This is a genomic window from Candidatus Methanoperedens sp. BLZ2, assembly GCF_002487355.1.
Classification (GTDB): Archaea; Halobacteriota; Methanosarcinia; order Methanosarcinales; family Methanoperedenaceae; genus Methanoperedens.
Window position 1 is genome coordinate 47257 of record NZ_NTMG01000019.1, and the last position, 20997, is coordinate 68253.

At 35.2% G+C, this 20997-nt stretch carries 17 protein-coding genes and 1 tRNA gene; 13 read left to right on the forward strand and 5 right to left on the reverse strand.

Going from position 1 to position 20997, the window contains the following annotated elements; all coding sequences use genetic code 11:
- Nucleotides 1-13: 13 nt before the first annotated feature.
- From CL181_RS02350 to CL181_RS02370, 5 genes are read left to right on the forward strand one after another with little or no spacing between them, the layout of a single operon-like run.
- Entirely contained in the window at nucleotides 14-2125 is a 2112-nt protein-coding gene (locus CL181_RS02350; RefSeq protein ID WP_097297639.1) for a hypothetical protein, read from the forward strand.
- Nucleotides 2122-3192, forward strand: a complete 1071-nt coding sequence (locus CL181_RS02355; protein WP_097297640.1) for a DUF354 domain-containing protein — start codon at nucleotides 2122-2124, stop codon at nucleotides 3190-3192. Before CL181_RS02350 ends, CL181_RS02355 begins: the two co-directional genes overlap by 4 nt.
- A 4-nt stretch (nucleotides 3193-3196) precedes the next feature.
- Nucleotides 3197-4531 (forward strand): phenylacetate--CoA ligase family protein, encoded by a 1335-nt coding sequence (locus CL181_RS02360; RefSeq protein ID WP_097297641.1) that lies wholly within the window; start codon nucleotides 3197-3199, stop codon nucleotides 4529-4531.
- Complete coding sequence (locus CL181_RS02365) at nucleotides 4528-5712, forward strand: glycosyltransferase family 4 protein (RefSeq protein WP_097297642.1); 1185 nt, start codon at nucleotides 4528-4530, stop codon at nucleotides 5710-5712. Before CL181_RS02360 ends, CL181_RS02365 begins: the two co-directional genes overlap by 4 nt.
- On the forward strand, nucleotides 5709-7238 hold the full coding sequence (locus CL181_RS02370; RefSeq protein WP_141398764.1) for a hypothetical protein: 1530 nt from the start codon (nucleotides 5709-5711) through the stop codon (nucleotides 7236-7238). The genes CL181_RS02365 and CL181_RS02370 overlap by 4 nt, the downstream gene beginning before the upstream one ends.
- Here the strand turns inward: CL181_RS02370 and CL181_RS02375 are convergent.
- A complete protein-coding gene (locus CL181_RS02375; RefSeq protein WP_097297644.1) occupies nucleotides 7235-8461 on the reverse strand; it encodes an oligosaccharide flippase family protein in 1227 nt (408 codons plus the stop codon). The two genes, CL181_RS02370 and CL181_RS02375, sit on opposite strands and share 4 nt — an antisense overlap.
- A gap of 134 nt (nucleotides 8462-8595) precedes the next feature.
- Here CL181_RS02375 and CL181_RS02380 point away from each other — a divergent pair, with 134 nt between their 5' ends.
- The 3 genes from CL181_RS02380 to CL181_RS02390 are packed head-to-tail and all read left to right on the forward strand — an operon-like array spanning nucleotide 8596 to nucleotide 11316.
- Entirely contained in the window at nucleotides 8596-9471 is an 876-nt protein-coding gene (locus tag CL181_RS02380; protein ID WP_176505017.1) for a GNAT family N-acetyltransferase, read from the forward strand.
- Between the two features lie 8 nt (nucleotides 9472-9479).
- Entirely contained in the window at nucleotides 9480-10451 is a 972-nt protein-coding gene (locus CL181_RS02385) for a hypothetical protein (RefSeq protein ID WP_097297646.1), read from the forward strand.
- A 16-nt stretch (nucleotides 10452-10467) separates the two neighbouring features.
- Complete coding sequence (locus CL181_RS02390; protein WP_097297647.1) at nucleotides 10468-11316, forward strand: DUF1616 domain-containing protein; 849 nt, start codon at nucleotides 10468-10470, stop codon at nucleotides 11314-11316.
- Between the two features lie 358 nt (nucleotides 11317-11674).
- Here the strand turns inward: CL181_RS02390 and CL181_RS02395 are convergent, their stop codons facing one another.
- The 3 genes from CL181_RS02395 to thsB form a co-directional block, all read right to left on the reverse strand.
- The gene (locus CL181_RS02395; RefSeq protein WP_097297648.1) at nucleotides 11675-11872 is read right to left on the reverse strand and encodes a type II toxin-antitoxin system PemK/MazF family toxin; all 198 of its coding nucleotides are present in this window, start codon (nucleotides 11870-11872) and stop codon (nucleotides 11675-11677) included.
- A gap of 152 nt (nucleotides 11873-12024) precedes the next feature.
- On the reverse strand, nucleotides 12025-13134 hold the full coding sequence (locus CL181_RS02400) for a hypothetical protein (RefSeq protein ID WP_097297649.1): 1110 nt from the start codon (nucleotides 13132-13134) through the stop codon (nucleotides 12025-12027).
- A gap of 38 nt (nucleotides 13135-13172) precedes the next feature.
- Nucleotides 13173-14828: a thermosome subunit beta gene (gene thsB, locus CL181_RS02405; RefSeq protein ID WP_097297650.1), complete on the reverse strand. Its 1656-nt coding sequence runs from the start codon at nucleotides 14826-14828 to the stop codon at nucleotides 13173-13175.
- Nucleotides 14829-15053: 225 nt separating this feature from the next.
- Between thsB and CL181_RS02410 the strand changes: the two genes are divergently transcribed.
- The 4 genes from CL181_RS02410 to CL181_RS02425 all read left to right on the forward strand — a co-directional run bounded on the left by CL181_RS02410 (nucleotide 15054) and on the right by CL181_RS02425 (nucleotide 17822).
- The gene (locus CL181_RS02410; RefSeq protein ID WP_097297651.1) at nucleotides 15054-16076 is read left to right on the forward strand and encodes a methionine synthase; all 1023 of its coding nucleotides are present in this window, start codon (nucleotides 15054-15056) and stop codon (nucleotides 16074-16076) included.
- A 41-nt stretch (nucleotides 16077-16117) separates the two neighbouring features.
- Entirely contained in the window at nucleotides 16118-17227 is a 1110-nt protein-coding gene (locus tag CL181_RS02415) for an AAA family ATPase (protein WP_097297652.1), read from the forward strand.
- The gene (locus CL181_RS02420; RefSeq protein WP_097297653.1) at nucleotides 17227-17706 is read left to right on the forward strand and encodes a hypothetical protein; all 480 of its coding nucleotides are present in this window, start codon (nucleotides 17227-17229) and stop codon (nucleotides 17704-17706) included. Before CL181_RS02415 ends, CL181_RS02420 begins: the two co-directional genes overlap by 1 nt.
- 43 nt (nucleotides 17707-17749) lie before the next feature.
- Nucleotides 17750-17822: transfer RNA gene (locus CL181_RS02425), tRNA-Gln, on the forward strand.
- Between the two features lie 124 nt (nucleotides 17823-17946).
- On the opposite strand, the gene CL181_RS02430 is transcribed toward CL181_RS02425, so the two are convergent.
- Nucleotides 17947-18411 carry a hypothetical protein gene (locus CL181_RS02430; RefSeq protein ID WP_097297654.1) on the reverse strand — a complete coding sequence of 155 codons (465 nt, stop codon included), beginning with the start codon at nucleotides 18409-18411 and terminating at the stop codon, nucleotides 17947-17949.
- A gap of 244 nt (nucleotides 18412-18655) precedes the next feature.
- On the opposite strand from CL181_RS02430, the gene CL181_RS02435 reads away from it, so the two are divergent.
- Entirely contained in the window at nucleotides 18656-20947 is a 2292-nt protein-coding gene (locus tag CL181_RS02435; protein WP_097297655.1) for an MASE3 domain-containing protein, read from the forward strand.
- Nucleotides 20948-20997 lie beyond the last annotated feature (50 nt).

The following is a 20997-nucleotide window of genomic DNA, read 5'->3' on the forward strand; positions in this document are numbered from 1 at the left end:
TATAGGAATATATATGTGTGGCATTTTCGGAATAGCGGTAAGAAATGATTCAAATATTGATAGCAAGCAATTAAAATCAATAGTAACTGACTTATTCAAACTTTCCGAATCAAGAGGTAAAGAAGCAGCAGGAGTTGCAATAAATTCTGATAAAGATATAAAGGTTTACAAAGGCCCTGTTCCGGCATCTGTTTTAATAAACAGTAAAGAATTTAATGAAATTCTCGATTCTGCATTAAATATTTCAAATAAAAAACTTAAATATGCTCAACCTGTTACTATAATCGGGCATTCCAGATTAGTGACAAATGGCGCCAGACAGGTTATCGAAAATAATCAACCGGTCATAAAAGATGGAATAGTGGGAATTCATAATGGTATAATTGTAAATAATGAAGAAATCTGGAATAAATTTCCATTTTTAGACAAAAAATATGAAGTGGATACTGAAATCTTATTAAGTTTAATTCGTTATTTCTATAACCACCAGAATTCGCTGGTAAATGCCATTAAAGAAAGTTTCAGACTCATAAAAGGCACTGCATCAATAGCGTTATTATTCAATGATATTAATCATTTGTTACTGGCTACAAATAATGGTTCTTTATATTTATGTAAGAACTCAGAAGGTAATATCTATATTTTTGCATCTGAACGTTATATATTAAATAGACTGATAAAACAACAAAAATTGCAGAAAATTTTAGGAGATTATGAAATATTACAGGTCAGGCCGGGAACCGGTTATTTCATAAATATTCATAATCCGGATTTAGTAAAAATAGAATTAAATAAGAAAGAATTTGTTAATTATTCAATTGAAAAATGTAACTCTTTGAAAAATATTAATATCTTATTTCCCAATATCCGAAATGTGGAATTAGAAAAAAATACGATCAATCAAATACAGAATATATTAAATAACAACGGTAATACTAGTAAAAATAATAATGGTAATACTAATAAAAATAATAACAATTTCCCTCAGGTAAGATCGTTTAAAACCTCTATAAAACGCTGTACAAAGTGTCTTCTGCCTGAAACAATGCCGTTTATAGAATATGATGTTAAAGGCGTCTGCAATTATTGTAGAAATCATAAAAAAATTGAAGTAATGGGTAAGGATGCCCTGGAAAAAATAGCTGCAAAATACCGGAGTAAAACAAAAGATCCGGATTGCATCGTTGCTTTTAGTGGTGGGAGGGACAGCAGCTATGGATTACACTATGTTAAAAATGTTTTAAACATGAATCCCATCACTTATACATATGACTGGGGTATGGTAACAGATCTTGCACGAAGAAATATTGCCAGGATGTGTGGTAAATTGGGTGTTGAGAATATACTGGTGTCTGCCGATATAAATAAAAAAAGAGAAAACATCCGGAAAAATGTAAATGCATGGCTTAAAAAACCGGATCTGGGAATGATCCCTTTATTCATGGCCGGAGATAAGCAATATTTCTATTATGCCAACAAGCTAATGGAAGAAACCGGTATCGAATTAGTTATTTTATGTGAGAATATGCTGGAGAACACCTTTTTCAAATCCGGATATTGCGGGATCAAACCCGGATTTGGAGGTGAACACACATATTCCCTTGCAGGTATTAACAAAATAAAGTTAGCCGCGTATTATTTGAACCAGTATATAAGAAATCCCTCATATATTAATTCTTCAATATTTGATACAATGAGCGCCTATTTTTCGTATTATATGATGCCCCATGAATATCTGAATTTATATCGATATATTGAATGGAATGAATTGGAGATAGAATCGACATTAATAAGAGAATATGAGTGGGAACTGGCTCCAGATACACGCACCACATGGAGGATCGGAGATGGCACAGCCGCTTTTTATAATTATATATATAGAGCAATTACAGGCTTTACCGAGAACGATACATTTCGCAGTAATCAAATAAGGGAAGGCATGATAACAAGAGAGAAAGCTTTAGAATTAGTTGAAGATGAAAATAAACCAAGATATGAATCGATAAAATGGTATTGCGATACTATTGGCATTAATTTCGATGAAACGTTAGAAATTATAAACTCAATACCCGGGATATACGAAAACAGACCCGGTTTCAAAGTAGGAAATGGGGGAAATAAATGAAATTTTTATTATCTATTGAACATCCTTCCTGGGTACATCAATTCAAATACATGATCCGGGAGCTTGAAAAGAAAGGTCATAATGTAAAGGTTGTTGCGATAAATAAAGACAGGGATCTGGAATTGCTGGATATTTTCAATATTGATTATGAAATTATCTCAGATACTTCAGGAAAAACCATAATTGATAAAGGGATTATTTTCTTAAAGACATTGATCAGGATTTTTCAGATCAGTAAAAAGTTCAAACCTGATATATATATAGGCAGAGCTTCTCCAATGATGGCAATAAATAGTTTTTTATTTAGAAAAGAGCATATTATTTTTGAAGATACGGAACATTCCACATTTTGTCTATTTATAGCAAAGCTTTTTACAGATGTTATCATTACTCCAAATTGTTTTAAAAACGATCTTGGAAGAAAACAGTTAAGATTTAACGCTTATAAAGAAAATTTTTATCTTCATCCGGATTATTTCACCCCGAATCCGATGGTATTATCTGAATTAAATCTTTCACCAGGAGACAAATTCTTTATTTTACGTTTTGTTGCATGGGATGCACACCATGATATTGGACAAAGCGGGCTTTCAATGGATGCAAAACGAAAAGCTGTGGAAGAATTCAGTAAATACGGGCGGGTGCTTATTTCCTCTGAAAGTCCGTTGCCCTATGAATTTGAGAGATATCGCATAACGATTTCTCCGGAAAAAATACATGATCTATTATTTTTTGCCACGTTATATTTAGGTGAAGGAGGAACCATGGCAACTGAAAGCGCAATATTAGGGACCCCCTCGATATATGTTTCAACACTTGCCGGAACAATGGGCAATTTCATTGAACTTGAACAAAAATATGGTTTGATGTTAAGCTATAAAGACCAGGATAAAGCGATTAAAAAAGGAATCGAGCTTATCAAAAAATCTGATATAAAAAATGAATGGAAAAATAAACAGGAGATCTTAATGAAAGATAAAATTGATCCAACTGGGTTCATGATCGGGTTTATAGAGAATTATCCTGAAAGTTTCCATGAATTAAAAAACATGCTTGATAAGGAATGAAAACATGTTTAATAGAGAATTATTCATATTAGCACATCAGGCTGCAGATAGAAATTTTTATTCGATCTACAAAAAATTGATCCAAAATCAATGGAAATCCTATGATGAATTAAAAGAGGAACAAGAGAAGCAATTAAGGCATATGGTCAATTTTGCCTATGAAAATGTTCCTTATTATCATAAACTTTTTAATGATTTGAGATTGGTTCCAGGGGATATAAAAAAAATTGAAGATTTGCAGAAACTTCCTGTACTTACGAAAGAAAATATAAAATCAAATTGGGAGGATTTTCAACCTGTTAATCTGAATAAACTACATTATTATGAAGGGGTTACGGGAGGTTCAACAGGTAATCCCTTAAAATACAGGTTAAGCAAGTTTGATAGATTCCTGAGTGGCGCTTTGCTATATAGAGGATGGGGATATGGTGGTTATGGGCTCGGGGATAAGATGGTATTCTTAGCAGGTTCTTCGTTAGATATCGGAACAAAATCGTACCTGGCTAAAAGAGTTCATGAAATTGCCAGAAATATTATGAAACTCTCCTCATTTGATATGGGAGAAAAGGAAATGCGGAAATATGTTAATATCATAAATTCATTCAAGCCTAAATTTTTGAGGGGATATGCATCTTCAATTTACTTCTTTGCTAACTGGATTGAGAAAAATAATCTGAAAATAGATTACCCTTTATTGATATTCACAACTTCTGAGAAGCTGTATCCCCACATGAAGGAACAGATTGGAAAAATATTTCATTGTGAGGTACTGGATACTTACGGATTAAATGATGGCGGCATCAGTGCCTATGAATGCCAGGAACATGCCGGACTGCATATTGATACTGAGAGAGGAATTATGGAAATTGCAGATCCGGAAGGAAATCAGTTAGAGACTGGTTCCGGAAAAATATTGGCAACCAGTCTTTATAATTATTCGATGCCTTTTATAAGATATGATACAAATGATCTGGGAAATCTTACTGATGATATTTGCAGTTGCGGTCGAGGGTATAAGTTATTAAAAGAAGTAATTGGAAGGAGCGTAGATTTCCTTCTGACCCCGGAAGGAAAGAATGTCAATGGATGGTTCTTTATATATATATTCTGGAAATTTTGCCAGGGAATAAAAGAATACCAGATCATCCAGGAAAAATTAGATAAGATCATTATTAAGATAGTTACAGATGAATACTTTGATGAAAAGCAGTTAAATAAGATATTACAGGAAGTAAGATTGAAAAGTGAAGGATGGAATGTGGAATTTAAGTTTGTTGATAAAATAGATAAGACAAAGGCTGGTAAATATAAATATGTAATAAATGAGATACAAGAATGACAAAGAATTTACTTGTAATATGCAATAATTTTCCGGACAGGGAGAACATCTATATTGGTGGCATTTTCATTAAAGAACAGGTAAAGCATTTAAGATCTTTTTTTGACAACATCTATGTGATCTCTCCTGTTCCTTATGGAATTGAATATGTCAGGAAAATAAAGCAAGAAGATTATATATTTGAAAATATCCATGTTTATTTTTTAAAATATTTGAATTTTCCTGTATTCTATTCATATGGACGAAAGAACTGGATATACCTGGAAAAAAGGGCGATAATAAAAAAAATCCAGAAAGAAGGATTGAAATTTGATTTGATCCATGCTCATTATACCTGGCCATCCGGGGCAGTCTCAATTGAATTAAAGAAAAAATTTAATGTTCCTGTAACAATTACGGAACATACTTCAGTTACTTTTAAAAAAGCTATTGAAAATAAAGATCCGATATTCATTAAATCCTGGAAATCATGTGATGCTATTATCCGGATACGAAAAGGTGATATTAAATTTTTTGACAGTGTTGGTATTTCTTTAAATAAAGTGCATTATATACCTAATGGATTTGATCACAATAAATTTATGGCGCTTGATGGACCCCGGTGTAAGGAAAAATTAAATTTACCAATTAACAATAAAAAAATTTTATTGAATGTTGGGAATATGTATGATGAAATAAAAGGACATAAGTATCTTATTGAAGCCATTAATGAGGTTAAAAAGCATAGAAAAGACGTTCTGTGTATTATAATAGGAACTGGAAAATTAAGAAAGAATCTGGAAAAACAAATTCGTACAATGGGATTGGAAAATGAAATGAAACTGGTCGGCAGGAAAACGCATGAAGAAATTCCAATCTGGATGAATGCCTGCGACATATTTATTTTACCAAGTTTGAAAGAAGGCAATCCCACAGTATTGCCGGAATGTCTGGCTTGCGGAAAGCCTTTTATTGGAACACGGGTTGGGGGAATTCCCGAAATAATTACATCTGAAGAATATGGTTTATTGTGTGAGCCAGCGAATTCAAGATATTTATCTGAAAACATATTAACTGCTCTGGATAGAGTATGGAATGAAGAAAAAATCAGGAGTTATGCAGAAAACTTTAGCTGGCAGAATATTGCCAGTGACATCCTTAAAGTTTATGAGATTGCTAAAAGAGATTTTAATGAAAAATGAGATACGAAAACAAAATAAGTTTAATAATCCTATCTATGGCTTTTATTGTGCCATTGATAATTTTTAATGGCACATTAGATGGTTTTGCACCAAAACATATGCTGGTAATGTCCGAAACCGTTCAACATGGACATCTATTTTCTCAAGAAGCCGAACAAATTGCACCGGGATTTTATATAACTGGTGCTATAATAAATATTCTTACTGAAATTCCTACAAAAGAATTTGTTTTTTTACCGATTCAATTTGTCCCGTATCTAATTGTTTTTTATGTTTTTATATATAAAATATCCGGGAGTTATTTACTGTCAAGTTCAATTACTTTAATAGAACTCATCTCAAGCACAAATGGTACTGATAAAGTTTTTTTTTGGCCCCATGCTTTAGGATGGATCATATTTTACACGATGCTTTTTATTGTTTTCAAAGTCGCAGAGAGAAAAAATGAAGAAGAGTGGGAATTTCGAATTCTTTTAATACTCCTTGGTATGTCATTGGCTATCATTTCCTATGATATATTTGCCGTATCTTTGTTATTTTTGGTTATTATATCATTGTTACTTTTTCTTTTGAAGTTAATATCAAAGATCAGAAAAGAAAACATCAGGAGAAATTATCTAAATATATTAATTATACTGATAGTGTTTGATTTTGGATTATTAAAATTCGTTTATGATGTTTTTATCCCAACAATTATGGATAAACAATTACGGGATGTAACTGCTATTGATAAATTTTTATTATCATACGTTTCTACCGAAAGCGTACAAACTCCTTTAAGTGAATTATATATAAGTTATCCCGGAATTATCTCTATAATTAGTTTAATAAAATATTCGGCATTATTAATTTCAATATTAGCTTTTTCAATAATAACGTTCAGAAAATTAAGAACAAAGAATCCTATTAATTTTTATGATACTATCGTATGTTCAATTATTCTTGTTGCAATTTCATATGCTTCAATAAGGTTTTTTTTAGCTCAATTTGCAATTACCCAGATTTATCTTCCCGGGATAATTTGCACTATCTGGTTATATAGATTCTCAAATAAATTAAAAAACTGGGCAATTTTTGTTTTTTTGCTATTAATGGTCGTGGTGCCGGTTTATTATTATGAAAATTATAGCAATAACTTAATTGATATGGATGAGAATAAATATGAATATATTGAATATCCTACATACTGGTATTTAGAAAATACCATCCAGTCATCAATATCAGTATCTGATGAGTTAACAAAAAATTTCTTTATTATGCATCATGAAAAACAGGTAGAAGATATTAATTATACCAATATACGTGAGCATATGAAAGTTTTATCTATAGATGATGTGGCATTTCTACTTCAAAAATCAAATAATTCAGAAAGTAAATATTTCATTGTAAATTATGATTTAAGTAGAATGAGTCTTCAGAATTGGAAAATCATCAAAACATGGAAATTTTCTGAAGATAAAATCAATAGTAATCCGGGAATAAAAAAAATATATTATTCTGGAAATATAGAAATGTATTTATCTTAAATCCACTCATTCTTTTTTACCAATAGATAAATCAATATCCCCAAAACTATGTGTGTTAACATCCAGGCATACCCTGCCCCTACGATTCCAAATATTGAAATAAAAGCATAACTCAATCCCAGCAGGAGCAGGAACCTTAACAAATTCAGTTTCACAATGCTTTCAATTTTCATCCTTACTTTCTGGATAGGAACAAATAATGAATATGCAACAACGAAAAAGCTTGATAGTGCAAAATATCTCAAAAGCTCAAAAGCTTCTATGTAATTCTTTCCGAAAAAACCAAGAAGAATATCTCCAAAAAAATAAAGAAATATTACAGAGGGAATAAGGAAAGAATAAACTGCTATTAGTGACTTTTTTATGTTTTTCTTAAGACTTTCGCCGTGGCTTCCTTCCACGAACAGTGACGTACCCAGCGAATCCGGGATAATTAAAACAAGATTCCCGATAGCATATGCGATATAATATTTGGCGGTTTCGATCTCTCCGGATAAATTTAAGATCAATATTGGCAATATTAATGTGGGAGATACCATTAGAACATGTGATATGTAATTGCCTGATGAATATGACAAAGATTCTTTGATAAATGCTTTATCTATCTTGAAATTTAACCCTATATGCTTTTTTATGATTAAAAATGAAAACAAAGTGGCAATCAAATATGATATGCCTACAGATCCAAATATACCAAAACTTCCAAGAAAGACAAGTGGAATTAAAAGGAGCACTCTTACACCCTGCAAAACATTTTGAAAGAAAAAAAGACCTCCGCTTCTCATAGCTACAAAAGCGTTTCCCATTATTGAAGTTATTGAGCTCATAACTGCAAATAACAGAAAAATCATCATAAATTTAAAATCTTGTATAAAAGATAGACTTGATGAAAAATAATTTATACTTGATATATAAATAAATCCTACAATAATAGTGGAAATCACAGTTATGATCAAACATGAGTTGAAAACCTTGTCTTTATCATTAATAGGAAGATAGCGAATAATAGAGTGATCAAAACCAAAATTTGAAAAAAGCATTACGAGGCCCAATGAAGACATAAGTGCTGTTGCCACGCCCACGTCTTCAATAGAGTAAAATCTTGCTGCGATAATCCAGAAAAAAAAACCAGATGCTACATTAAAGTAACTGCCAATGAGAAGGAAAAAAGAATTTTTCAAGAGAGGATTCCCCAGGTATTTCTTGATAAAATTATAAATCATGTTTAGGTGGAATATGATAGAAGTTGCCTTAAAGATACAGGCTGTCTGTTTATTTAGTTGTCATCATGCAAAGTGTGATCAAGCTATATAAGGATAGAAAATTTAATGGATTTATATTCCGGATGATAAAAAATATGAATGATAAAAAAGCAATAAAATGGAATGGCTATGATATAATGCAAAATGAGATCTTTATGGAATCATATTGCAAAAATAAGAACTTTGAACTTTTCAAAATTGATACCACAATTGCTTATCTGCACAAACTTCCTGTTTTTGGATATACATTCATGAAAATTCATTCACCCGATTTAGAAGATATTTTATCTATTATCCAAAAAACAAAAAAGATATCTGCGCAAAAGAATGTGGCCTTTCTGGAAATAGTAACACCATATAAAGATGATGCAATTGAAAGATATATGATAAAATCAGATGGCACATATATAATAAATTATAATAATATTAAAAATTATGAAGCTATATGGAAAAATTTTCATCGAAATGTCAGGCAAAAAATTAATCAAGCGAACCAGAATGGTGTATTTATTGAGAAAGCAAAAAATGAAAATGATTTTAATGAATGGTGGAAATTATACGAAGTTGCCGCAAGAACTAAAGAATTTCAGGCACAAAAATATGGCCTGGTACATGATTTATTCAACAATTCTGATATATCTCGTTTAATTTTGGCAAAATGTGAGGATAAAATATTATCCGGGATGTTTCTGTTACTTAATAAAGGGATTCTCAGCTGGTTATCCGCTATGGATTCAAATGCTGGCAGATATCGTCCGAATAATCTTCTGGAATGGGAAATTATAAAATGGGGAAAAGATCAGGGATACGCTTACTATGATATGGGAGGCGCGATCATAAATAAAAACCATGGACCAACCGAGTTCAAAAAGAGCTTTGGCGGGGAATACAGGGAATTATATACTTATAGAATTCCGATCGTATATATTAAAAATATAATTACGGAACTTGCTCTTAAATTCTATAAATAATAAATAGTATGACAAAAAAGTTATTTGTAGTAATCGGATGCGATACCGATCCTCTAATTGAGATAAATGAACCGAACGCATTTATTAAAGAAAATGTATGGGACGAGACTATCCAGTCTATTGTCAGATTAAAAGAAAAAATAGGAATATTTGAAGATAAACAGGGACTTTCTCCTAAAATTACCTGGTTCCTGAGGTCGGATCAGCAGATCAATATACAATGGAATGACTGGTGCTATCCTGTCAGAGAATATATATCATTATGGAATGAGCAAATAAAATCAGGTGATGAAATTGGATGGCATCCTCATCTATGGCGATATGATGAACTAAAAAATATATGGTATCAAGAAATCAACGATAATGATTGGATATCCTCATGCCTTGAAAATGGCTATCATGAAATTTCAAAACTTTTTAGAATAAATAGTGTAAAAATGGGCTGGTGCTTCCATAAAAATTATACAATGAATTTAGTAGATTCCTTTGGCATCAAATATGATCTGTCAGCCATTCCCGGCCTTATGAACAGCGGGAATACCTGTAATATTTATGATTGGAAGAATACATCAGCAGACCCTTATTTCCCCTCAAAAAAGGATTACAGGATCAGGGACGATAATCCTTCTAACAATCATAACATCATGGAAATTCCAATAACAAATTACACAGTGCCATTTTTTTGGCGGATCTTTATAAGTAAAAGAAATATGGCTGCAAATATCGCAAAACATCCGATATTTTTTAGAAATATTTTTAATAATATCATTTGGAATCAGGAATCTTTATTAAACACATATTTCCATCCCTGTGATATCGGAGAAAAAGACAGGCTATTTTCTTTGAATAATTTTGAGCGAAATCTAAACAATATTATAGAAATTGCAAGAAAAAAGAAATTAGAAGTTGTATTTATAACTCCCCAGGAATTTGGGGAAAAATATTGTGTTGTCGGCAACAGAAAGATAATAATGGTTTAAAGTCCTATTAGCGGACATGATAAGATTTGGTGATCTTAAGATAGTTGTATTTTTGCTGATCATGACAGTTTTGTTCGTGCTGCTTCCCCCTCTGAATACGACCCCTATCAGAACAATACTTGGAATTCCGGTGGTCTTGTTTCTTCCAGGTTATGCCCTGATCGCTGCTCTTTTTCCAGGAAAGAAGGATATTGACGGCATAGAAAGGATCGCCTTAAGTTTTGGCCTGAGTATTGCCGTAGTGCCGCTAATAGGTCTGGTATTGAATTTTACTCCTTTCGGAATACGACTATTTCCTGTTCTTATCAGTATCTCTGTTTTTACCCTGATAATGTGCTTGATCGCTTATTACAGGCGGTCGAGATTACCTGAGGACGAAGTTTATGGATTAAACATAACGAGTATTTACCCCAGGGCTAAAGCGATGTTTAATGGAGATACAAAGCTGGATAAAATTCTCTCGGTAATACTTGTTCTTTCAATCATTTTTTCGGTAATTGTATTGGTGTATGTGATCGTTTCCCCCATACAGGGAGAAAAATTTACTGAATTTTATATTCTTGGAAATGAAGGAAAGGCTGACAATTATCCCACTACCATTGAATCAGGAAATAACAGTAGTCTGATAGTTGGCATAGTAAATCATGAATATAGTCCTGTGAATTATACTCTTTTGATCTCACTTGAAAATAATACTTTAAGTAGAAAAAATGTACAACTTAAGCATAATTCTACATGGGAAGAAAGAACATATTTTACACCGGAAATAATAGGCAATAACCTGAAACTTGATTTTTTGCTTTATAAAGAGAATAATTTAACAGCACCATATAGGGATTTGCATCTATGGGTGAATGTGACATGAAATATTTGAGGTCATATCCTTAAATATTCACATTCCACACTCTGCAATCTTGTCCCAAGAATGATTTTTGATAACATTGCCAAACACCGCATCTGCGACGATATCAAAAGCGGATGCTTATGCGCGTGATGATACAGGAGTAGTCGCAGCCTGTGCGCTTTTTGGTTGTTTTGGGCTGTGGGGAAGCGCCGAAACTGTAATTATAAGTTTCAGTGTAATCAATCTGCGTGCGTCTACGTTTTGTGTTTTCCACTTTAAGGATGTGCATCAGCTTCTAAGAAGTCTGAAACTCAAAAACAATAATATAAATATTATTCGATTAATCCCATAAGTTCGCATATTTTTTGTTTTATATGTTTTAATTTGGAAGACGATATTTTGCCTCGTTTATTTTTAATCCTCTTTTTGCTTTAATCTTTGAAGTAAGAGGTATTACTAAAACAGTTGGAAGTTTTTCTATATCACTTGATTGAATTATAATAGCAGGTCTGAATCCTGCTTGTTCATGCCCATTCGAAGCAGGAATCTCCACTAAATAAATATCTCCTTCTTGCATTATAAATTACTCTCGAAATTAATCAGAGCTTCATCACTTAGAGAATCCCACTCTTTAAATTCGGATTTAATTTCAAAATCATATTCTTTTTGCCGATTAATGGATTCTTTTATTAATTTGATGACTTCAAGTATATGAATAGATTAACATTATTAGATAAATAACATCTCTTCTAACTCCTTTTTCCTCTTCTTACTTGAGGATTCCACAATTCCATCTGGCCTGATCACAGAAACCATTATGTCAAACCTTTCCGAAGCTGCAATATCAGCCGAGGACAATACCGGAATTTCAATACTTAAAGGAGGATTCCAGGGATTTGCATTGTACTCAAATTCCTGAAGCATTGGTGTGTATGAATGAATGACTTCAAGTTTTCCTTCCTTTGCATGTTTATAGGCGCGATAAAGAGACCTGTTCTGGCGAAAACCCACATATATTTCAAGAAGCGTTACCCCAATTATGGAATTTGCACCTTTTCCCACAATAAGATCGCTTATTATCCTTTCGCCTTCATCCGAGTGTTCGACAAGAAAACCACTCTCTTTATTTTCATTATTTGATATTTCGATCATCTTTTGCAGGCAATCCTCAAGGGTCATATCTTTCGTTGGGATTACCCTGTCAAAATCCTTGATAGTCCTTGATATCTGGTCTTCATCATAATCCGTCACACCTTCACGATTAATGACATCTGTGATTTTTGCTCCCTGGATACCCCATAGGTTTGATTCAATACCATACTTTTTCTCTTTTTCGATCAGGGCCGAAAGACGTTCCTTTGCATCAAGATGCCTTGCAAGCCTTCTTTTAACAAGCTCTTCGTCACTTGCCACAAGTTCGATCGCCTTTGGAACAACACCCATTTTTTTAGTTAGCAGGGTGATCTCCTTGATAAGTTCAGGCTCCCCAAGTTCCATTACATCAAAAATATTTTCAACTAATAATTTTATCTGGTCATAAACGGAGACATCAACGTAAACAGGCTCATCGCCTTCAAATATAGGCAGCTTTCTTTTTTCATAAAGCTCACTTTTCATTTTTTCCACAAAATCTTTTCTTATAAGAACAACAGGCTGGGCCGCCCGACCTCTTCCTTCAAGATAAGCCCCGACATTCTCCGAAAGTAGTTTTATAGCAAGAGTGGTCTTTCCTCCTCCCTGGGGACCTGTTAACATTAAAATAGGATTTTTTTCAAGTTCTCTGGAGAGAATCCTGACTGATTCTTCCTTTGAATGTGCAGAAGTATCAAGAATATCCATAAGAACCACTAAAAAAAGAAAGCGGGAAATACCCGCTTTTAATCCATTCCACCCATACCGCCCATATCACCCATGCCGCCCATTCCGCCTGGTGGCATGCCGCCTCCCGGCGCAGATTTGCTGGACAGCACGTCATCGATGCGAAGTATCATTGTGGCTGCTTCAGTGCCAGAGCTGATGGCCTGGGTCTTTACTCTGAGTGGCTCTACAACGCCTTCTTTCCACATATCCACGACTTTACCTGTGAACACATTAAGACCTGCTGTCTTGTTGCCCTTCTCATGCTGGCTTCTCATTTCAACGAGCATGTTTATGGGGTCAAGACCTGCATTCTCTGCAAGTGTTCTCGGGATAACCTCCAAGGCTTCAGCGAACTTGGCAACTGCTAACTGTTCCCTGCCTTTTAAGGTGCTTGCGTATTCACGCAGGCGCAATGCAAGCTCAATTTCCGGAGAGCCGCCGCCTGCTACAAGTGTCTCATCTTCTATTGCAACGCCCACAACGCGAAGTGCATCGTGTAACGCGCGTTCTGCTTCATCGGCTACGTGTTCTGTTCCGCCGCGAAGTATTATTGAGACTGCTTTCGGATTATGACATTCTGTTACGTATGTCATTGCTTCGTCACCGATCTTCTTTTCCTCGACAAGGCCTGCTTTTCCAAGATCGGAATCAGTTATCTCTTTGAGGCTTGTCAGGATCTTGGCGCCTGTTGCGCGTGCAAGTTTATCCATATCGCTTTTCTTTACGCGCCTTGCTGCATATATTCCGGCTTTTGCGAGATAATGCTGGGCAATATCATCAATTCCTTTTTGCACGAACAAGACGTTAGCGCCTGAGTTAATTACTTTTGTCACCATGTCATGTATCATCTGCTCTTCCTGGTCAAGGAATAACTGGAGCTGGTCGGGTGATTTTATTGAGATCTCTGCGTCAACTTCGGTCTTCTTGATCTCAAGTGCTTCGTTTATAAGCAGTATTCTGGCATCAGTGATTTTCTTTGGCATGTTGGTATGGACTCTTTCCTTATCAATTACCATGCCCTCGATCAACTGTGAATCTTCAACACTTCCGCCTACTTTCTTCTCGACTTTTATATCATCGACATCAACGACTTTTTTGCCGTTTTCAATATCAACTACAGCAAGGATAGCATTTACTGTAAGGTTTGCGAAAACATCCTTTGATGCTTCTGCGCCCTTTCCGGTTATTGCAGTTGCTGCGATCTTTAATAATAGGTCTTTATCATCACTTGTCACTTTTTTTGCAAGTGTCTGAAGGATCTCCTTTGCCTTTATTGAAGCAAGCCTGTATCCGCTTGCGATAACTGTTGGATGTACTCCCATTTCCAATAGTTCCTCTGCATTCTTTAAGAATTCGCCTGCAAGAACTGCTGCCGTGGTTGTGCCGTCTCCGACCTCGTCATCCTGGGTCTTTGCGACCTCAACGATCATCTTGGCTGCCGGATGTTCGATATCCATTTCCTTAAGAATGGTTGCACCGTCGTTTGTGATTACGATATCTCCCATTGAGTCAACGAGCATTTTATCCATTCCCTTTGGTCCAAGGGTGGTCCTTACTGCTGCTGCTACGGCCTTAGCTGCCATTATGTTATTATTCTGTGCTTCTCTTCCTTTTGTTCTTTGACTGCCTTCTCTTAAAATAAAGATCGGCTGTCCTCCTAATTGTCCTGCCATAATAAGCCTCCGTTAAAATTTTATCTGATAATCTGTACAAATTCAAGTGATTGTACGAGTGATTCTCGTTGTTTGTAATTCTATATAAGCGTTTTGTTTAATAATATTATATTATTTATAAAATAAAATTTTGCTATTTTCACAAGACCATGTAATCAGTTTTCTCTTTATGCCAAAGCACCCTATTCAATAACTATAAACTGATAGAAAGAAATCAATAGTCATATGATACTTTTTGATGATATCGGAAGCTTCCCGCTGCCAAAAGGCATAAACAGGGAATGGGTAGAACAGGCAAAGAAAAGCAATGACCCGAAATTGCCAGACCTTCTTAAAGGTGCGATGCAGCAGAAAATCGATGCCGGCGTGGATGTGCCTACATATCCCCAGTTCCGGGACATGAACCAGATGTTCCTTGAAATCATAAATGATGAATCTGCCCAGGAAGAGCCGCTCATTGTCCGCAAGGACAGGGCAAGGATAATGGAACTTTCGGCAATGGAAGACGTAGGCGCCCAATATTTAAAAAAAACCGGAAAGAAATTAAATATAAGGCTTTGCGTTACAGGTCCAATAGAATTGTATATGAAGCAATTCGGCGGGACTGCCTATAAAGATGTCCTGAATGCATTTGCGGCAAGCATTGACCGCTTTGTCAGTAATTCCATTGATAATGCAAAACAATTCCGGATTGCGGTTATCTCGATAGATGAGCCAAGTATAGGGATAAACCCGCAGATCATGTTCAGTGATAACGATATGATAGAGGCACTTACCCTTGCCACAAAAACATCCGGTTCAAATAAAATTGATACGGAGATACATCTTCATTCACCGCTTCATTATAAACTCATATGCAGGGTGCCATCAATCGGGATAATCGGCGTTGAATCCGCTGCCAATCCATCATATCTTGACCTTATTGATAAAAAAGACCTTGAAGATTACGACAAATTCTTAAGGATAGGGGTCTCGCGTACTGATATTTTCGGAATGGCCGCGGTCCTTAATGAAAAATACAACACAAATGTCTGGAAAGAACCTGCAAAATTAGACGAAATTACAACACAGATGGAAACGCCTCAGATTATCGCAAAAAGGCTTCAAAAGGCATATTCGATATTTGGGGACAGGATCAAATATGCAGGTCCTGACTGCGGGCTTGGTTCATGGTCATCCCAGGAATTAGCATCAAACCTTTTGAAAAACACAGGCGCAGGTATAAAAGAATTCCAGAAGAATCAATAAACAGGGTAACCGTTTAATAGATGAGTGACAATAATTGAATTATGCGAGCAAAACAACGGGTAAATAGTAAAAAAGGCGCAAAATACGAGCCCGGCATTAAATGCAAAGGAGCAAAAACAGTAACAGTAAAACCGGCCGGTTACCCCTTGAAAGGAATGTTCCATGAATATCCTGAAACCTCGGAGCTTGATGTATTTGAATTCTATGCAAGAGAGCAGTGGAATGGATTCATAATAAAAAAAGGAGACTTCCTGTTTGACAGGAGAATGTTCCCGGATTTTGCTTTTAAAGTAATTGAAGTTGAACCTGATAACTCTGAGATAGGAGAAAATACAAAATTCACAGTTGAAGATTATGAGATTGATTTCTTCGTCCCTGAAATGAAAAAAGAAGTTACTTTCAAGAATATCATAGGACAGGAGAAAGCAAAACAAAAATGTAAGCTTATTGAGAGTTATCTTAAAAACCCTGAGAAATTCGGGACATGGGTACCCAGGAATGTTCTGTTCCATGGACCTGCAGGAACAGGAAAAACCATGATGGCAAAGGCATTAGCAACTGCCACCGATGTCACTTTCCTGCCAGTACGAGCCACAAAACTCATAGGGGAATATGTCGGCGACGGGGCGCGACAGATCCACCAGTTATATGAAAAAGCTGACGAAATGGCACCATGCATTATATTCATAGATGAATTTGATGCTATTGCCCTTAACAGGAATTACCAGGAGATCCGCGGTGATGTATCAGAAATTGTCAATTCGCTCCTCACCGAACTGGATGGAATAGATGAGCATGAAGGGATATGCACCATTGCAGCGACAAACATGCTCCATACGCTTGATTCCGCAATACGCAGCCGTTTTGAGGAGGAAATTGGATTCTCCCTGCCAACAGTTGAAGAAAGGGTTGAAATATTGAAGTTCTATACTGCAACGTTCCCGAAGAAACTGGCAAAGGATGTAGATCTCGAAGCTCTCGCAAAACTCACACCGGGTTTTTCCGGAAGAGACCTTGTTGAAAAATTGCTAAAGAACGCATTGCATAAAGCCATACTGAAAGGCGGCAAAGTAAAGATGGCACATTTTGAGGCAGCACTTTCAGAATCGCTTTGCAAGAGATCAGAACCGCCAAGAGGTATGTTCGCATAATGGCGATAAAAAGCGTAAGTTCCCTGATGGGGAATATTAAAGAAACCTACGATAAGAGCAAGAATAAATCGGGATGGCGCGTGTTAAGCGGCATTAACCGTGAATATAACGACACATTCATTGCAGGCGATAAAAAGTTATGGCAGGTAAAATCGGAAGAGGTAAGCCCGGGAGAATCCATAGCTGTTGGTATGAAAATATCAAATTTTGATGAAGATCTTGAAAAAATAATGAAAAACGGATCTCCCGTACCTTTCGGGACTGTTACTCCCATTGATAAAAAAATATCTGTTATAATGGCCGGGATCCAGACTTTTTCATCGGATTCATCCAACCTTTTGTGTAAGGAACATCTTTCAAGCAAACAGGCCCAGCTTGAACAGAAACTTAAGCAGCAGGTTGATCTTATGACAGAGGATGCATCTTTCCGGAGGAAATATAAGGAACATAAGGACAGGCTCAGAAGGGCGTATATATAAAGCTCCCATAAAGAATAAGTAGTTTAGTTGCGATTTAGGGTTCAGTCCCGTAGGGTAGTGGTCAATCCTTCTGGCCTTTGGAGCCGGAGACGACGGTTCGAATCCGCCCGGGACTATACCAACTCTCGCTTTGAAATTGTTGTGTCCCTTCTCTACTTTTCCCGGACTTCCAATCTCTCACTTTTGCAGTTAAGGGTGATTGTCAAGTAAATCAAGAAGATGGATGGTTGATACTGCTTCTTATAAATGGTATGGGATCGCAGCAATTTTATCTTTATCTAAATCTTCTTTCAGTATGGAGACGTATTTTGGAATCTGAGATGGATCAAATATGCGAATATATCTTATTCGCCCCGGAACTTTACAAATATACATGCACTCTAAAAACCCAAGCAATTCAAGCTCTTTGATGCAATTGATTACGTTATCAATTGATAAGCTATATGTATTAAATTCAGCAGTCAATTTTTTATACTCCTCAAAGACATCTCCCACAGTCACCTTTGTATCCTTTTTATCCCTGTCAAGTAGCCTGATATATGCGTATAATATGAATTTGAGGTGGAGAGGCAGAGTTCTAATCTGGTTGGTTATTATAATGGAACGCGGTTCAGAAAATCGATGGGTGCTTTTCTTCGGAGAAACCTGCGCACTGTTTATCCAACTATCGAATGGCCCCATATTATATTGCCTCTGAATTTTCATTATATAATTATATTTAGAAGTCACATTAATATATACTGAGGTGTGAAGTTCAGAACATTAGATCAACAAAATACTAGCTTTATCCCCATTCACACAATTTTCACAAATCTGTTTATAAACTTACTAAATTAATATTATAGTTCAGACCAGAAAGAAAACTTCCATATATTTTATTCAATAATTTAAATATCATAAATAAACTTTATTATTAAAAATAATAATACTATATTGAACAATAGAAAATATGATAGATCTATCAGGATTAAATAACCCACAATCACTGGAAGAAACATTTGAGATAATATCTGAATTATTCTCTGTTTTTGTTGCTCTTTCAATTTTTTCCATAACATGGTATGCATATAATAAAAGCAGGGATAACCATTCTCTTTTTTTAGGTACAACTTTTCTTATTACCGGGCTTTTGATTTTGTTTCATTTACTATCCTATCCTTTCATGCCTGATTTTATCAACCCCAATTCATCTTATAAAGCAGCCATTTTCTTTCTTGAATCCCGACTCTTCCTGGCCCTTCTACTTCTTGCAAGTGCATATATACATAAAGATTCACTTCCTAAATTGATTAACAAATATGTCATGGTTTTGTTCACAATAGCAATAATGTCAGTTCCCATGATCTCTTTGTTTTTTCCTGAAAATTTTCTTTTGATGGCATATAATATTGATACTTATTCCACCGCAACTATAGCTTTATTATTCGTAATTACAACTATTATTTTAACTGCATCCTATCTTTATAGAAAAAGAGCTAAAGAAACAGGGCAGAATAACTTGAATAATATAATATACGGTTCTCTCATCGTGCTAATAAGTAATCTGGTCTACTTTTTTCATGAATTCTCAGGACATTTTCTTATAATCACTGGTTTTTTCTATTTTTATCTTGGCTTGTATAAATCGTCTGTAGAACTGCCTTATGAAAAGCTGGCCATAGCAGAAGAAAAGCTTCGAAAAGGAGTAGAGAATAAATATATTACCCTATTCGATAATGCAAGTGATGCAATTATTACAACAGACCTTGAAGATGGGGTTACATCATGGAACCGCAGTGCTGAGAAGCTTTTTGGATGGGAGGCGCAGGAAGTAATCGGAAAGAAACTTTCCAGCTTAATAGTTCCGCTAAATTTGCAGGTCCAGAAGGAAGGACTTATCAGCGATACTTTAGATGGTAAATCTGCTTCCGGGATTGAGACGGTGCGCTTTCATAAGGATGGCAATAGGATATTTGTGGATTTGACAATGTCTCAATTGCTGGATTCAAATCATAATTTAACTGGTCTCTCCTTTATATTTCGTGATATTACGCAGCGAAAAGAGATGGAAGAAGCATTGAATAAAAGTCGCAACCTGTTAGATACTATAAAAAGCGTCCAGGATAATTATATTGTGGATTCCAATATGCAGATTACATTTAATGAGATTTTAGCCAATCTTCTCTCATTGACCCAAAGTGAATATGGTTTTATCGGTGAGATTCTCTATACTGCGGAAGGTGAGCCTTATTTAAAAGTGCATGCTTTCACAAACATTGCATGGAATAAAAAGACCCGGGAGTTCTATAAAAATAATACTCCGGAAGGGATGGACTTCTTTAACCTTAAAACGCTATTCGGTGAAGTAATAACTGGAGGAAAACCGGTTATTGCTAATAATCCCTCGGCAGACCCAAGACGAGGAGGTCTTCCTGAAGGCCATCCATCTCTTAATACATTTTTAGGTATACCATTTTATCAGGGGGAAAAACTTATTGGCATGATTGGTATTGCTAACCACCCGGCGGGTTATGACGAAGATATTCTTGAGTATCTGACTCCTCTTCTAAGTACATGTGCTAACATTATAGAAGCTTACAGGAATGATCAACGCCGTAAGCTGGCTGAGAAACAAATCGAGGACTCCCTGAAAGAGAAAGAAACGCTTCTTAAAGAGATTCACCATCGTGTCAAGAACAATATGCAAATTGTTTCCAGTCTTCTGAGTCTTCAAACCCGGAATATCGAAGATAAAAAATATAAAGATATTTTTATTGACAGCCAGAACCGGATACATGCAATGGCCCTTATCCACGAAAAACTTTATCATTCCGAGAACCTTGCGCACATTAACTTCAAAGAGTATATTGACGAAATAGTCTCAAATATATCTTCATCGTATGGATTAAATAGCAATATAAAAATTGATATTAATGTAGAAAACATTCCGATAAACATTGATAATGCAGTTCCCTGCGGATTAATAATTAATGAACTTATCACTAATTCCTTGAAATATGCATTTCCGAAAGGAAGACGGGGAAAGATTCAAATTTCAGTTAAATCAAAAGAGAATAATCTGATTCAACTTTCAATAGGTGATGATGGAATAGGTATTTCGAAAGATCTGGATATTCGAAATGCCAAAACATTGGGTTTAACTCTGATTACCTCTCTTGCAGAAAATCAGCTTGACGGTGAGATTATCATAAATAGAGAAAAAGGAACTGAATTCCAGATCAATTTTAGAGGTACAAAATGATATCCGGATGCCTTCCAATAGTTCAACAGAGAAACTCTGATTCCAGAGCC